The following is a 15,802-nucleotide window of genomic DNA, read 5'->3' as shown; positions in this document are numbered from 1 at the left end:
CATAAAAAGACACGAACGACTTCAAGGACGCACACCATGACCGCCGACACCGCCATCCAGCTCGACCCCTTCGCGCTGGCCCGCAGCCTGTCCGGACTGAACCTCGTGGCCGGGGAGATGCGCGGCGCCGCCTCGGGCCGCACCTTCCCCGTGGTCAACCCGGCCACCGGCGCAGAGGTGGCGCAGGCCCCCTTCAGCGAGGCCGCCGACGTCGACGCCGCCGTCGCCGCGGCAAAGGCGGCCCAGAAGGCCTGGGCCCGGCGGCCGGCCCGCGAGCGCGGCCGGCTGATCGCCGCCTGCGGCCACGCGCTGGCCGAGCGGGTCGAGGAGCTGGGCCGGCTGGTCGCCCTGGAGACCGGCAAGGCGTTGCGCACGGAATCCCGTGTCGAGGCGTCGGTGCTGGCCGACATGTTCGTGTTCTTCGGCGGGCTGGGATCGGAGCTGAAGGGCGAGACCGTGCCCTTCAACCCCACCATGCTGACCATGACTCAGCGTGAGCCGGTCGGCGTCGTCGGTTCCATCATCCCGTGGAACGTGCCGCTGCTGCTGATGGCGATGAAGATCGCCCCGGCGCTGGTGGCCGGCAACGCCGTGGTGGTGAAGTCGGCCGAGGAGGCGCCGCTGACCGTGCTGCGGGTCGTGCAGATCATGAACACGATCCTGCCGCCCGGCCTCGTCAACATCCTCGCCGGCTACGGGCCGGAGTGCGGTGCACCGCTGGTGGCGCACAAGGACGTGAAGAAGGTGACCTTCACCGGCTCGGTCGAGACCGGCCGGATCGTCTACAGGACGGCCGCGGAGAAGCTGATCCCGGTCACCCTGGAACTGGGCGGCAAGAGCCCGATGATCGTGTGCGGCGACGCCGACCTGGAGAAGGCGGTGGGCGGCGCCGTCGCCGGCATGCGCTTCACCCGCCAGGGGCAGAGCTGCACCGCGTCGTCGCGTCTCTTCGTCCACGACAGCATCCATGACGCCTTCGTGGAAAAGCTGAAGGCCAAGGTGAACGCCATGACGATGGGCGATCCTCTGGACGAGGCGACCGACATCGGCACCATCATCTCGCCCCAGCAGATCGAGCGGGTGCAGAGCTACATCGCTCTGGGCAAGGAAGGGAAGGGCATCACGGCGCACGAGTGCTCCCGCCTGCCGGTCGACGAGGCGCTGAGCAAGGGCCTGTTCGTGCGGCCGGTGATCTTCACCGGTGTTACCAACGACGACCGCATCGCGCGCGAGGAGATCTTCGGCCCGGTGTGCTGCGTCATCCGCTGGACCGACTACGAGGAGGTCATCGCCGCCGCCAACGACAGCGAGTACGGCCTGGCCGCCACCGTGTGGACCAACGACCTGAAGCTGGCGCTGGACGCCGTGACCCGGCTGGAGGCCGGCTTCGTGCAGGTGAACCAGAACCTGGTGGTGCAGCCCAACCTCAGCTACGGCGGCGTCAAGACGTCCGGCCTCGGCAAGGAAGCCTCGCTGGAGTCGATGCTGGAGCACTTCACCCACAAGAAGACGATCATCATCAACATGGGGTGAGCCTCGCCGCTCCCCCGTGCGGGGAGCGGAAGTCCTGTTGCTCCACGCCCGGCCATACGGTAGCGTATGGCCCGCGTCGCCCCGGACCTCCGGGGCCAAGAATTCCGATCATGGGGAGGCCCCGTGCCATGCTGTCCAACCAGTACCCGTCGCTGAACTTCGACCTCGGCGAGACCGCCGACATGCTGCGCTCCTCGGTCGCCGCCTTCGCCGCCGACGAGATCGCGCCGCGCGCCGCCGACATCGACCGGGAGAACGATTTCCCCGCCGACCTCTGGCGCAAGATGGGCGACCTCGGCATCCTCGGCGTCACCGTGGAGGAGGAGTACGGCGGCGCCGGCATGGGCTACCTGGAGCACGTGGTGGCCATGGAGGAGGTGTCGCGCGCCTCGGCCTCGGTGGGGCTCAGCTACGGCGCCCACTCCAACCTGTGCGTCAACCAGATCCGCCGCAACGGCAGCGCGGCGCAGAAGCAGAAACACCTGCCCAAGCTGATCTCCGGCGAGCACGTCGGCGCCCTGGCCATGTCGGAGCCGGGCGCCGGCTCCGACGTCGTCTCCATGCGCCTGAAGGCGGTGAAGACCGGCGACCGCTACGTCCTCAACGGCACCAAGATGTGGATCACCAACGGGCCGGAGGCCGACACCCTGGTGGTCTACGCCAAGACCGACCCGGAGGCCGGGCCGCGCGGCATCACCGCCTTCCTGATCGAGAAGGGGATGACGGGCTTCTCGGTGGCCCAGAAGCTGGACAAGCTGGGCATGCGCGGCTCCAACACCGGCGAGCTGGTGTTCGAGGACTGCGAGGTGCCGGAGGAGAACGTGCTGGGCGCCGTCGGCAAGGGCGTCAACGTGCTGATGTCCGGCCTCGACTACGAGCGCGCGGTGCTCGCCGCCGGCCCCATCGGCATCATGCAGGCCTGCATGGACGTGGTCGTCCCCTACGTCCACGACCGCAAGCAGTTCGGCCAGGCGATCGGCGAGTTCCAGCTCATGCAGGGCAAGCTGGCCGACATGTACACCACCATGAACGCCTGCAAGGCGTACGTGTACGCCGTCGCCAAGGCCTGCGACCGCGGCGAGACCACCCGCAAGGACGCCGCCGGGGTGATCCTCTACGCCGCCGAGAAGGCGACCTGGATGGCCCTGGAGGCCATTCAATGCCTGGGCGGCAATGGCTACATCAACGAATACCCGACCGGCCGCCTGCTGCGTGACGCCAAGCTCTACGAGATCGGCGCCGGGACCAGCGAGATCCGCCGCATGCTGATCGGCCGCGAACTGTTCAACGAGACCAAGTAAGGACGCCCCCACCATGTCCGATCCCGTCGTCATCGTCGGTGCCGCCCGCACGCCCATGGGCGGCTTCCAGGGCGATCTGCAGAACCTGACCGCCGCCGACCTCGGCGCGGCGGCCATCCGGGCCGCCGTGGAGCGCGCCCGGGTGCGCCCCGAGGAGATCGAGGAGGTGGTGATGGGCTGCGTGCTGCCCGCCGGCCAGGGCCAGGCGCCGGCCCGCCAGGCGGCGCTGGGCGCCGGCCTGCCCCAGGGCACGGGCTGCACCACCGTCAACAAGATGTGCGGCTCGGGCATGAAGGCCGCCATGTTCGCCCACGACCTGATCACCGCCGGCAGCGCCGGCGTGATGGTCGCCGGCGGCATGGAAAGCATGACCAACGCCCCCTACTTGCTGGACCGCGCCCGCGGCGGCTACCGCATGGGCCACGGCCGGGTGCTCGACCACATGTTCCTGGACGGGCTGGAGGACGCCTACGACAAGGGCCGCCTGATGGGCACCTTCGCCGAGGAGTGTGCCGGGGCCTACCGGTTCACCCGGGAGGAGCAGGACGCCTACGCCATCGAGAGCCTGGCCCGGGCGCGGCGGGCCACCGAGAACGGCACCTTCGCCGGCGAGATCGTGCCGGTCACCGTGCCCGGCCGCAAGGGTGCCACGGTGGTCGCCACGGACGAGCAGCCGCTGAAGGCGCAGCCGGAAAAGATCCCCGGCCTCAAGCCGGCCTTCGCCAAGGACGGCACGGTGACCGCCGCCAACTCCTCCTCCATCTCCGACGGGGCGGCGGCGCTGGTGCTGATGCGCCGCTCTGAGGCGGAGCGCCGCGGCCTCGCCGTGCTGGCCGAGATCAAGGGCCACGCCACCCACGCCCACGCCCCGGCCCTGTTCACCACGGCCCCGGTCTTCGCCATGCGCAAACTGCTGGAGAGGACGGGGTGGAGTGCGCGCGACGTCGACCTTTTCGAGGTCAACGAGGCCTTCGCCGTGGTCGCCATGGCGGCGATGCGCGACCTCGACCTGCCCCACGAGAAGGTCAATGTGCACGGCGGCGCCTGCGCGCTGGGCCACCCCATCGGCGCGTCGGGTGCGCGCATCCTGGTGACCCTGCTGGCGGCCCTGGAGACCTACGGGCTGAAGCGCGGCGTGGCCTCGCTGTGCATCGGCGGCGGCGAGGCCACCGCCATGGCGGTGGAGCGGGTGTAGGGCGGCCAGGGCACGGCAAGAGGATTGGAGTGGAAAGGGGACCGCATGCGCCTCACCGACGAGCAGACCATGGTGCGCGACATGGCGCGCGCCTTCGCCCGTGAGCGGCTGGCGCCGAGCGCGGCGGAGCGCGACCGCACCCACGCCTTCCCGCACGCGGAGATCGCGGAGATGGGGCGCCTCGGCCTGATGGGCATGGTGGTGCCGGAGGAGTGGGAGGGGGCCGGCACCGACTACGTCTCCTACGCGCTGGCCATCGAGGAGATCGCCGGGGGCGACGGCGCGATCTCCACCATCATGAGCGTCCACAACTCCGTCGGCTGCATGCCGATCCTGAGGTTCGGCTCGGCCGAGCAGAAGGAGGAGTGGCTGCGCCCGATGGCGCGCGGCACCAAGCTCGGCTGCTTCTGCCTGACCGAACCCCAGGCCGGCTCCGACGCCGCCGCCATCAAGACCCGGGCGCGGCGCGACGGCAACCACTGGGTGCTCAGCGGCACCAAGCAGTTCATCACTTCGGGCAAGCACGCCGACCTCGCCGTGGTCTTCGCCGTGACGGATCCCGAGCGCGGCAAGAAGGGCATCACCGCCTTCCTGGTGCCCACCGACACCCCGGGCTTCCAGGTCTCTCGGGTCGAGGACAAGCTGGGCCAGAACAGCTCCGACACCTGCCAGATCGTGCTGGACGAGGTGCGCATCCCCGCGTCGCTGATGCTGGGCGACGAAGGGGCGGGCTACCGCATCGCGCTGGCCAACCTGGAGGGCGGGCGCATCGGCATCGCCGCCCAGGCGGTCGGCATGGCCCGCGCCGCGCTGGACCACGCCGTGCGCTACGCCCAGGAACGCCAGAGCTTCGGCGTGGCCATCGCCACGCACCAGGCGGTCTCGTTCCGGCTGGCCGACATGGCGACGCGGGTCGAGGCGGCGCACCAGCTGGTGCTGCACGCCGCCGCGCTGCGCGACGGCGGCGAGCCGTGCCTGAAGGAGGCGTCCATGGCCAAGCTGTTCGCGTCGGAGATGGCGGAGCGGGTGTGCTCCGACGCGATCCAGGTGCACGGCGGCTACGGCTATCTCAACGATTTCCCCGTGGAGCGGATCTACCGCGACGTGCGGGTCTGCCAGATCTACGAAGGCACAAGCGACATCCAGCGCCTGGTCATCGGCCGCGCGCTGGTGTCGTAGGAAAACCAGGAGAGCAGGGGCATGACCGTCCTCAAGAGCGCCGTCAGCGTGCGCTCGCCCGAGTTCCAGGCGAACGCCGAGGCCATGGCCGGGCTGGTCGCCGACCTGCGCGCCACCGTGGCGCGGATCAAGCGGGGCGGCGGCGAGAAGGCCCGCGACAAGCACCTGGCCCGCGGCAAGCTGCTGCCGCGCGAGCGCATCCGCCAGCTCCTCGACGTCGGGTCGCCGTTCCTGGAGCTGTCGCAGCTGGCCGCCCACGGCGTCTACGACGACTCCGTGCCGGCCGCCGGGATCATCACCGGCATCGGCTCCATCGCCGGGCGCGAGGCCATGGTGGTGGTCAACGACGCCACCGTGAAGGGCGGCACCTACTTCCCGCTGACCGTCAAGAAGCACCTGCGCGCCCAGGAGATCGCCGAGCAGAACAACCTGCCCTGCGTCTATCTGGTCGACAGCGGCGGTGCCAACCTGCCCAACCAGGACGAGGTGTTTCCCGACCGCGACCATTTCGGCCGCATCTTCTTCAACCAGGCCACCATGTCGGCCAAGGGCATCCCGCAGATCGCCGTGGTCATGGGAAGCTGCACGGCGGGCGGCGCCTATGTCCCGGCCATGTCGGACGAGGCCGTCATCGTGCGCAACCAGGGCACCATCTTCCTGGGCGGCCCGCCGCTGGTGAAGGCGGCCACCGGCGAGGTGGTGTCGGCCGAGGACCTGGGCGGCGCCGACGTCCATTCCCGCACGTCCGGGGTGACCGACCACTACGCCATGAACGACGGCCACGCGCTGGCCATCGCCCGGCGCATCGTCGGCACCTTGAACCGGGTCAAGGCGGTCGGCCTCGACATCCGCACCCCGGAGGAGCCGCTCTACGACCCGCGCGAGCTCTACGGGATCATCCCGGCCGACCCGCGCAAGCCCTTCGACATCCGCGAGGTGATCGCCCGCGTCGTCGACGGCTCGCGCTTCGACGAGTTCAAGCCGCTCTACGGCGCGACGCTGGTCACCGGCTTCGCCCACGTCTTCGGCTATCCCGTGGGCATCATCGCCAACAACGGCATCCTGTTCTCCGAGAGCGCGCTGAAGGGCGCCCACTTCGTGGAGCTGTGCTGCCAGCGCGGCATCCCGCTGGTGTTCCTGCAGAACATCACCGGCTTCATGGTCGGCCGGAAATACGAGGCCGGCGGCATCGCCAAGGACGGGGCGAAGCTGGTGACGGCGGTGGCCTGCGCCCAGGTGCCCAAGTTCACCATGATCGTCGGCGGCTCCTTCGGGGCCGGCAACTACGGCATGTGCGGGCGCGCCTATTCCCCGCGCTTCCTGTGGATGTGGCCCAACGGCCGCATCTCGGTGATGGGCGGCGAGCAGGCCGCGGGCGTGCTGGCCCAGGTCAAGCGGGACAATTTCGAGGCCCAGGGCACGGTGTGGGCGCCGGAGGAGGAGGAGGCGTTCAAGGCGCCGATCCGCCAGCAATACGAGACCCAGGGCCATCCCTACTACGCCTCGGCCCGGTTGTGGGACGACGGCATCGTCGACCCGGCCGACACCCGCATGGTCCTCGGCCTCGGCCTGTCGGCGTCCCTCAACGCCCCCGTCGCCAAGACGCCCTTCGGCGTCTTCCGCATGTGAGCCACGCCATGACCGACCACATCCTCGTCACCCGCGACGCCGGGGTCGCCACCATCCGCCTCAACCGGCCGGAGCGGCACAACGCCTTCGACGACGCCCTGATCGCCGACCTCACCCGCGCCTTCACCGGCGCCGGCGCCGATCCGGCGGTGCGCTTCGTGGTGCTGGAGGCGGCCGGCGCCAGCTTCTCCGCCGGCGCCGACCTCGGCTGGATGACGCGGATGGCCGGCTATTCGGACGCCGAGAACCGGCGTGACGCGCTGGCGCTGGGCGGGCTGATGCGGGCCATCGACCGCTGCCCCAAGCCGACCCTGGCGGTGGTCCAGGGCGCCGCCTACGGCGGCGGCGTCGGGCTGGTCGCGTGCTGCGACGTCGCCATCGCCTCCACCGCCGCCAGCTTCTGCCTGTCGGAGGTCAAGCTCGGGCTGATCCCCGCGGTCATCAGCCCCTACGTGGCGGCGGCCATCGGCGGGCGGGCCTGCCGGCGCTATGTCCTGACCGCCGAGCGCTTCACCGCGGCCGAGGCCAGGCGCCTTGGCCTGGTGCACGAGCTGGCCGAGCCCGACGGGCTGGGCGAGGCCCGCGACCGCATGCTCAAGCGCCTGGGGGACGGCGGCCCGGCCGCCCAGGCCGCGGCCAAGGAGCTGATCGCCGCCGTGGCCGGCCGGCCCGTCGACGACGCGCTGATCGCCGACACCGCCGGGCGCATCGCCGCCATCCGCGCCTCCGACGAGGGGCGCGAGGGGCTGGGCGCCTTTCTGGAGAAACGAGAGCCCACGTGGCGGAGCTGACCGGCATGTTCGACAAGATCCTCATCGCCAACCGCGGCGAGATCGCCTGCCGCGTGATCGGGACCGCCCGCCGTCTGGGCATCCGCACCGTGGCCGTCCATTCCGAGGCCGACGCCGGGGCCCGCCACGTCGAGCTGGCCGACGAGGCCGTGTGCATCGGCCCGGCGCCGGCGGCCGACAGCTACCTGCGCGGCGAGCGCGTGCTCGAGGTCGCCCGGCGCACCGGCGCCCAGGCCATCCACCCCGGGTACGGCTTCCTGTCGGAGAACGCCGGCTTCGCCGAGGCCTGCGCCGCCGCCGGCGTGGTCTTCATCGGGCCGCCCGCCGAGGCGATCCGGGTCATGGGGTCCAAGGCGGAATCGAAGCGCGTCATGGCCGGCGCCGACGTGCCGCTGGTGCCCGGCTACCACGGCGCCGCCCAGGACCTGGAGACGCTGGCCGCGGAGGCGGAGCGCATCGGCTGGCCGCTGCTGGTCAAGGCCTCGGCCGGTGGCGGCGGCAAGGGCATGCGGGTGGTGCGCGATCCCGCCGGCTTCGCCGACGCGGTGGCCGGCGCCAAGCGCGAGGCGCTGAACGCCTTCGGCGACGACAGCGTGCTGCTGGAGAAGTACCTGACCCGGCCGCGCCACGTCGAGATCCAGGTCTTTGCCGACGCCCATGGCCGGTGCGTCTACCTGTTCGAGCGCGACTGCTCGCTGCAGCGCCGCCACCAGAAGGTGATCGAGGAGGCGCCGGCCCCCGGCCTGCCCGACGACCTGCGCGCCCGCATGGGGAGCGCGGCGGTGGCCGCCGCCCAGGCGGTCGGCTACGTCGGCGCCGGCACGGTGGAATTCCTCTACGAGGACGGCGGCTTCCACTTCATCGAGATGAACACCCGGCTCCAGGTCGAGCATCCGGTGACGGAGATGATCACCGGGCTGGACCTGGTGGAGTGGCAGCTCCGCGTCGCCGCCGGAGAGCGGCTGCCGCTGGACCAGGACCAGCTCGCCCGGACCGGCCACGCCTTCGAGGCGCGGCTCTACGCCGAGGACCCGCAGCGCGACTTCCTGCCGGCCACCGGCCGGCTGGTCCACCTGCGCCCGCCGGCGGAGTCGGCCCATGTGCGCGTCGACACCGGCGTGCGCGAGGGCGACGAGGTCTCCATCTACTACGACCCGATGATCGCCAAGCTGATCGTCTGGGACGAGACCCGCGAGGCCGCGCTGCGCCGCCTGCGCACGGCGCTGGCCGCGTACGAGGTGGTGGGGGTGACCACCAACGTGGCGTTCCTCGGCGCCATCGCCGGCCACCCCGCGTTCCGCGCCGGGGCCGTCGACACCGGCTTCATCGAGCGCCACCGCGCCGACCTGCTGCCGCCGCGGCAACCGGTGCCGCCGCACGGGCTGGTGCTGGCGGCGCTGGCGGTGCTGCTCGCCCGCTCCGCCACCGCGCCGCGGGCGCCGGGCGACCCGTTCTCGCCGTGGCGCCTGGTGAACGGCTGGCGCCTCAACGACGACAACCACCACGACCTGCGCTTCAAGGACGGCGAGGCGGTGCGGGCGGTGGCGCTGCATTTCCGCGCCGACGGCTACGCGGTGGAGCTGGCGGAGGCCGCGGCCCCCTTGGAGGTGCGCGCGGTGCGGTTCGACGACGGGCACCTGTCGGCGGTGGTCGACGGTGCGCGGGTGCGCGCCACCGTGGTGGCGCAGGGCCACGACCTGACCATCCTCAGCGACGGGGCGGTGTGGCGCCTCACCCTGGATGATCCGTCGGCCCGCGCCGCCGAGGCCGAGGGCGGCTCCGGCCGGCTCACGGCGCCGATGCCGGGCACCGTGGTCCGGGTGCTGGTGGAGCCGGGCCAGGCGGTGGAGCGCGGCGCCCCCCTTCTTCTGCTGGAAGCCATGAAGATGGAGCACACCATCACCGCCCCGGGACGGGGTATGGTTGGGGCGGTGAACGTCGCCGCCGGCGACCAGGTCGCCGAGGGCGTCGAATTGCTGGTGATCGAGATCGAGGAGGAGAGCTGACATGCGCGTTCCGGCGAAGGTCCGCATGGTGGAGGTGGGCCCCCGCGACGGTCTGCAGAACGAAAAGGCGCTGGTGCCGACCGCGGTGAAGGTCGGGCTGGTCGACCGGCTGTCCGCCACCGGCCTGCCGGTGATCGAGACGGGCAGCTTCGTCTCCGCCAAATGGGTGCCGCAGATGGCCGACAGCGGCGAGGTCATGGCGGCGATCCGCCGCCGGCCGGGCGTGCGCTACGCCGCGCTGACCCCCAACCTGAAGGGTCTGGAGGGGGCGCTGGCCGCCAAGGCCGACGAGGTCGCCGTGTTCGGCGCGGCGTCGGAGAGCTTCTCGCGCAAGAACATCAACTGCTCCATCGCCGAGAGCCTGGAGCGCTTCGCCCCGGTGATGGAGCGGGCGCGGGCCGAGGGCGTGCCGGTGCGCGGCTACGTCTCGTGCGTGCTGGGCTGCCCCTACGAGGGCGAGATCGCCCCTGGCGCGGTGGCCGAGGTGGCGGGCACGCTCTTCGAGATGGGCTGCTATGAGGTGTCGCTGGGCGACACCATCGGCACCGGCACCCCGGCCAAGGCCCAGGCCATGATCGCCGCGGTCGCCAGCCGGGTGCCGGTGGAGCGGCTGGCCGTGCATTTCCATGACACCTACGGTCAGGCGCTGGCCAACATCCTGGCGGCGCTGGAGACGGGGGTGGCGGTGGTCGACAGCTCGGTCGCGGGGTTGGGCGGCTGCCCCTACGCCGCGGGGGCCTCGGGCAACGTCGCCAGCGAGGACGTGCTGTACATGCTGAACGGGCTCGGCATCGAGACCGGGGTCGACCTCGACCGCCTGGTCGCCGCCGGGGCCTTCGTCAGCGAGGCGCTGGAACGGCCGACCGCGTCCAAGGTGGCGCGCGCCCGCGGCTGCGCCTGAGAGGGGTTGGGCAACCACCAGACGACCAGACAATGAGACGACGGCAGGGGAGGGCGACGCCATGAGCTACAAGAACATCCTGGTGCAACTCGACGACGGCGAGCGCTGCGCCGAGCGCCTCGACGTGGCGGTGCGGCTGGCCCAGAGCCTGGGCGGGCGCCTCACCGGTCTGTTCGCCCAGAGCGAGACGTCCGGCCCCGGCCTGGTGGCGCGGCGCGCCAGCGACCGCCTGGTCGAGGCGGCGGAGAACGCGCGCGGCGCCTTCACCGTCAAGACCGACGCGGCGGAGGTGACCGCCCGGTGGTGGCAGCTCGGCCATGGCGAGTACGGCCATGTCATCGGCGAGACGGTGATCTGCGCGCGCTACTGCGACCTGGTGGTGCTGGGCCAGCACGACGCCGACGCGCCGGCCCGGGTGCCCGCCCAACTGGCCGAGGAGGTGATCCTGCACGCCGGGCGGCCGGTGCTGGTGGTGCCCTACGCCGGCCACTATCCGACGCTGGGCCAGCGCGTGGTCATCGCCTGGAACGCCAGCCGCGAGGCGGCGCGCGCCGTCAACGACGCGATCCCGCTGATGGCCCACGCCAAGTCGGTTCTGGTGCTGGCCCTGCACGGCCACCGCGGCGAGGCCGACGCCGGGACGGTGCCGCCGGTCGACATCGTCGAGCACCTGGCCTTCCACGGCATCACCGCGACCCAGGAGCGGATGGTGGTGGAGGACATGATGCCGATGGACGCGGTTCTGTCGCGCCTCTCGGACGAAAGCGCCGACCTGCTGGTCATGGGTGGATTCGGTGGCTACGGCAGCGGCCCCTTCGGCCTGTTCGGCCGCGGCGCCAACACCCGCCACATTCTGCGCCAGATGACCGCACCGGTGCTGTTCTCCCACTGACGGCGGGGCCGTTGGCGGCGCAGCGAAGCCCCTGTCGAAGACACGTTTAGGCAATTGCCGCAAAAACAATCGAAGCGAACTTCAACGTGTAACAATGAATTCAGCATTCGTTAACAGCGTTGCGTGACGATGGCAGTCATCGGCCGGGTATGGGGACCTATGGCAGCGATGATGGACGCGGAAACGCGCAAGAAGCTTGAAGATGCACTGCTGCGCAAGGCGGAGTCGGCCGTTGCGCAGTTGCGCCGTCAGGCCGAGGGGGACGATCCCGAAGCGGTGGAGGCCTTGGCGCAGGCCATCGGCGAGGTGCTGAAGGCGCGCGAGTTCCCGCCCCAGCGGGCCACCGAATTCCGCGAGAGTCTGAAGACCATCCAGCGGGAGGCCTTCGCCCGCAGCGTCGACACCCTGGTGGGCCTGGCCGAACGCCGTGGCCATGCCGGCGACGAGAAGGGGCGCAACGAGATCCTCGCCCAGGCCAAGCAGCATTTCGGGAAGGCGATCCGCTACGGCGTCGACGATGACTTCCGGCGCGCCGTGGAACGCCGCGTCCAGGCCGCCCTGATGACCACCGCCGACGGGGTCGACGCCCGCACCAAGGCCGCGGCCGCCCGCAAACTGGCGGAGCGGGACGTCGGCGCGCGGCTGCCCGACGGTGTTCATGAGCGGCGGCGCGCCATCCGCTACGTCGCCCCCGCGTTCACCGTCGACCTCGGCGGACAGCGCTACCGCACCGTCAACTGGTCGGCCCGCGGCCTGCTGCTCGAGGGCTACCGGGGGGAGCTGGGGCTGGACTCCGGCGACCGGGTGAAGATGGACGTGAGCTGTTCCGAGCTGCCGGAGCGCGGCACAATCCGCCAACTCGCGGTGGTGGTCCGCTACGTCGTGGAATCGTCGACGCTGGCCCTCGACTTTCCGTCCATCAGCACGGTCGTCCTCGACCTCTCCCGCGCCCTGAAGAACGCCGGCATCACTCCCGAACCGGAGTGAGGCCGCCCGCCCGGACGGCGCTCAGGGCGTCCGGCGTGTCGACGTCGCGCAGCACGGCGTCGTCGCCCACCTCGACCTCGCAGAGCTGGTCGGCGTTGGCGCCGATCAGGTGCCGCGCCCCGGTGTCGCCGGTCACCGCGGCCATGTCGGCGAAGAAGCCCCGGCTCCACAGCACGGGGTTGCCGCGCTTGCCCCCCGTCGTCGGCACACAGATGCCGCGGCCCTCCTGGGGGGCGAAGGCCGCGATCAGCCGGTCGAGGACGGCGGCCGGCACGGTCGGCATGTCGCCGAGGCACACCAGCGCCCCGTCGACGTCGCCGGGCAGCGCGGCGAGTCCGGCGCGCAGGGAGGCGCTCAGCCCGGCGGCGTGGTCGCGGTTGTCGGCGAAGGCGACCGGCCGCCCGGCCAGCGCGGCCTCCACCGCCGCCCGGTCGTGCCCGGTGACCACCACCACGGGGCGCGCCCGCGAGGCCAGGGCGGCGTCGACGGTGCGCGCCACCAGGGGGCTGCCGTGCAGGTCGGCCAGCAGCTTGTTGGGCCCGCCCATGCGGGTCGAGCGGCCGGCCGCCAGCACCAGGGCGGCGACGCGCGGGGCGCGGGGCGGGGCGTCGCCCTCGGGCCGGCCACCGCCGGCGCGCGGCGCCGGCCGGGTCGGGATCTCCGCCAGCAGCCCGCCGACTCCCATGCCCATGAGGTCGTCGCGCCGCACCGGAACGCCGGCGGCGAGGCGCCGCAGCACCCAGTCGAAGCCGTTGAGGCGGGGCGAGCGTGCGCAGCCCGGCAGGCCCAGCACCGGCACGCCGTCCAGGGCCGCCAGCAGCAGCAGGTTGCCGGGGTCGACCGGCATCCCGAAATGCTCGACCGTGCCGCCGGCCCGCTCCACCGCCGCCGGCAGCACGTCGCGCCGGTCGGTGATCGCCGAGGCGCCGGCCAGCAGCAGCAGGTCGACGCCGCGGCGGCGCAGGTCCGTCAGCGCCCCGGCCACCGCGGCCTCGTCGTGGTCGCAGCGGAGCTCGCAGGCCAGGGTGCCGCCGAACTCGGCCAGGCGGGTGGCGGTGACCCCCACGGTCTTGTCGAGGATCGACTCCTTCACGCCCCAGAAGCGGGTCTGCACCAGCCCGGCGCGCAGCGGGCGGAAGGGGGCGACGCGCAGCGGCGGCCCGCCCCCGGCGAGGTCGTCGACGATCCGCTCCACCGCACCGCGCGGGGCGGCGAAGGGGATGATCTTGACCGTCGCCACCATCTGGCCGGGCCGCACCGGGGCGTAAGCGGCCAGGGTGGCGACCGTCACCGCCTCGTCCACCCGGTTCAGCCGGTCGATCCGTGCGGCGTCGGCCACCACCAGCCCGGCCGCTTCGGCGAACAGGTTGACCCGGCCGGTGAAGGGGGCGGCGGCCGACAGGTGCGGCCCGAGAAGGGCGTCGGCGACGCGCGCGGCGGCGGCGTCCTCCTCCACGTCGTCGGCGTCGGGCCGGGCGACGACCACCCAGGCGAAGCCCGCCGCCGCCAGATCCCCGGCGTCCCCGGCGCTGAGGCGGCGGCCCTTCTTGAGGATCAGGCATCCCTTGCGCACGGAATGGGCCAGGATGGCCCCCGCCGCTTCGCTGACCGGAACCGGCCCGAACCGCATCGCATCCTCCCCGTCGACCATCGCCCACATTACCAGAAAGGGCGGGCCGGCACGCCGTCAAGCGCGGGAGGCGATCAGGCGGCGTCGAGCCGGGAGACGAAGCGGTCGACTTCGACCTTCAGGCTGTCGAAACGCCCGGTCAGCGTGCCGAGGCTGTCGAGCAGCCGGCCCGCCGCGTCGCCGTTGCGCTGCGCCGCCCCGGCCACGGACTGGACGTCGTGGCGGAGCTGCTCGGTTCCGGCGGCGGCCTGCTGCACGGCCGAGCTGATCTCGCTGGTGGCGACGTTCTGCTGCTCCACCGCCGCCGCGATGGAGGCGCTGATCTCGCTGATGGTGCTGACGATCCGCGCGATCCCGTCGATCTCGCCCGACGCGCCGCCGGTGGAGGCCTGGATGGCGGAAACCAGGCTGACGATCTCCTCGGTCGCCTTGCCGGTCTGGTTGGCCAGGTTCTTGACCTCCTGGGCGACCACCGCGAAGCCTTTTCCGGCTTCGCCCGCTCGGGCCGCCTCGATCGTCGCGTTCAGCGCCAGCAGGTTGGTCTGGCTGGCGATCTGCGAGATCAGGGTCACCACGTCGCCGACCCGATTGGCGTCATCCACCAGCCGGGCCATCTGGGTGACCGCGGTGCCGGCCTTGCGGGCGGCGTCGTCGGCGACGCTGTTGGCGCTCTGGGCCTGGGAGGAGATCTCGCGGATCGACGCGGCGAGCTGTTCCACCGCCGCCGCGACGGTCTGCACGCTGGCGCTGACCCGCTCGGCGGTGGCCGCGGCGCCGTGGCTGAGGTTGACGTTGTCGCCGGCGCTGTCGGCGACGCCGCCGGCGCAGCGCGACATGTCCTGGGTGGTGCCGTCGACGGCGCCGAGCACCGAGCCGACGTCGGCGTCGAAGCGCTGGGCCACCGTGGCCAGCGCCTGCCGGCGCTCGTCCTCGGCGGCGACGCGCAGGCGCTCCTGCTCGGCCTCCAGCCGTTCCTTCTCGATCGCATGGGCCTTGAAGGTGCCGACCGCCGCGGCCATCCGGCCGACCTCGTCGGCGCGTTCCAGGGCCGGAATCTCGACCGCATGGTCGCCCGACGCCAGGCGGGCCATGGTGGCGGTCATGGTGACGATGGGCCGGGTGACGGTGCGGATGATGGCGATCAGCGCACCCACCACCAGCAGCAGGGACAGCGCGCCGAAGCCGGCGACCTTGGCGGTGCGCTCCGCCTGGGCCTGCCGCATCCGGGTGTCGGACAGCCGCACCTCGAGCACGCCGAGGCGCTCGGCGGTGCCGGCGCGGGTGATGTCGACGCGGTGGGTGACCGTGCCGTCGTCGCGCTCTCCGGTGCCGGCCCCCGTGTTGGTGCCCCCCGTGTTGGCTGCCGGGGCGCCGTGGCTGGCGAAGACCGCGCCGGCGGCGTCGCGAAGGGTGCTGCCGACGTGGTCGGGGTCGGCGTCGAGGGCCGCCAGCAGCGCCTCGGCGGCGGCGGTGTCCATGTTCCACAGCGCCTCGCCGGCGCCGCCCGCCAGCGCCGTGGTGGTCATGCGTGCCCGCTCCCCCAGCGCGGCGCGCGCCGCGGCGCGATCCGTCTGGTCGATGGTGGTCACCGCGGCGGCCACCGCCAGCGCCAGCAGCAATGCGATCGGCGCCACGACCCTGACGGCCAGACTCCGCCGGTAAAGCGTCAGCATCACGCGGTCCCCTGCCGTTTCGAATGATTTGAGCGCCCACCATCATACGGGTGTCCGTGACGCTCGTGCGGCGCTCCTGTGAAGA

12 protein-coding genes are annotated in these 15,802 nt (G+C 72.2%); 10 read left to right on the top strand and 2 right to left on the bottom strand.

Features of this window, described 5'->3' with window-relative positions; genetic code table 11:
* Window positions 1-36: 36 nt before the first annotated feature.
* The 10 genes from AC6H2I_RS20035 to AC6H2I_RS19990 all read left to right on the top strand — a co-directional run bounded on the left by AC6H2I_RS20035 (window position 37) and on the right by AC6H2I_RS19990 (window position 12,414).
* Complete coding sequence (locus AC6H2I_RS20035; RefSeq protein ID WP_497502462.1) at window positions 37-1,533, top strand: aldehyde dehydrogenase family protein; 1,497 nt, start codon at window positions 37-39, stop codon at window positions 1,531-1,533.
* Between the two features lie 128 nt (window positions 1,534-1,661).
* Entirely contained in the window at window positions 1,662-2,834 is a 1,173-nt protein-coding gene (locus AC6H2I_RS20030) for an isovaleryl-CoA dehydrogenase (RefSeq protein ID WP_497502483.1), read from the top strand.
* Between the two features lie 13 nt (window positions 2,835-2,847).
* Window positions 2,848-4,029 carry an acetyl-CoA C-acetyltransferase gene (locus tag AC6H2I_RS20025; protein WP_497502461.1) on the top strand — a complete coding sequence of 394 codons (1,182 nt, stop codon included), beginning with the start codon at window positions 2,848-2,850 and terminating at the stop codon, window positions 4,027-4,029.
* Window positions 4,030-4,074: 45 nt separating this feature from the next.
* A complete protein-coding gene (locus tag AC6H2I_RS20020; protein WP_497502460.1) occupies window positions 4,075-5,208 on the top strand; it encodes an acyl-CoA dehydrogenase in 1,134 nt (377 codons plus the stop codon).
* A 21-nt stretch (window positions 5,209-5,229) separates the two neighbouring features.
* Complete coding sequence (locus AC6H2I_RS20015; protein ID WP_497502458.1) at window positions 5,230-6,837, top strand: carboxyl transferase domain-containing protein; 1,608 nt, start codon at window positions 5,230-5,232, stop codon at window positions 6,835-6,837.
* Between the two features lie 8 nt (window positions 6,838-6,845).
* Window positions 6,846-7,628, top strand: coding sequence for an enoyl-CoA hydratase/isomerase family protein (locus tag AC6H2I_RS20010; protein ID WP_497502457.1), 783 nt, complete (start codon window positions 6,846-6,848; stop codon window positions 7,626-7,628).
* Window positions 7,629-7,633: 5 nt separating this feature from the next.
* Entirely contained in the window at window positions 7,634-9,634 is a 2,001-nt protein-coding gene (locus AC6H2I_RS20005; protein WP_497502482.1) for an acetyl/propionyl/methylcrotonyl-CoA carboxylase subunit alpha, read from the top strand.
* Between the two features lies 1 nt (window position 9,635).
* Window positions 9,636-10,535, top strand: a complete 900-nt coding sequence (locus AC6H2I_RS20000) for a hydroxymethylglutaryl-CoA lyase (protein WP_497502456.1) — start codon at window positions 9,636-9,638, stop codon at window positions 10,533-10,535.
* Between the two features lie 61 nt (window positions 10,536-10,596).
* Entirely contained in the window at window positions 10,597-11,427 is an 831-nt protein-coding gene (locus AC6H2I_RS19995; RefSeq protein WP_497502455.1) for a universal stress protein, read from the top strand.
* Between the two features lie 168 nt (window positions 11,428-11,595).
* Window positions 11,596-12,414 (top strand): hypothetical protein, encoded by an 819-nt coding sequence (locus AC6H2I_RS19990; protein ID WP_497502454.1) that lies wholly within the window; start codon window positions 11,596-11,598, stop codon window positions 12,412-12,414.
* On the opposite strand, the gene AC6H2I_RS19985 is transcribed toward AC6H2I_RS19990, so the two are convergent.
* Window positions 12,395-14,044 carry an NTP transferase domain-containing protein gene (locus tag AC6H2I_RS19985; protein WP_497502453.1) on the bottom strand — a complete coding sequence of 550 codons (1,650 nt, stop codon included), beginning with the start codon at window positions 14,042-14,044 and terminating at the stop codon, window positions 12,395-12,397. The genes AC6H2I_RS19990 and AC6H2I_RS19985 overlap by 20 nt on opposite strands.
* Before the next feature lie 74 nt (window positions 14,045-14,118).
* A complete protein-coding gene (locus AC6H2I_RS19980; RefSeq protein ID WP_497502452.1) occupies window positions 14,119-15,717 on the bottom strand; it encodes a methyl-accepting chemotaxis protein in 1,599 nt (532 codons plus the stop codon).
* Window positions 15,718-15,802 lie beyond the last annotated feature (85 nt).

The sequence above is a fragment of the Azospirillum sp. NS33 genome (assembly GCF_059703765.1).
Note: the sequence above shows the minus strand (reverse complement) of the source record. Positions and strands in the feature narration are given on the sequence as shown.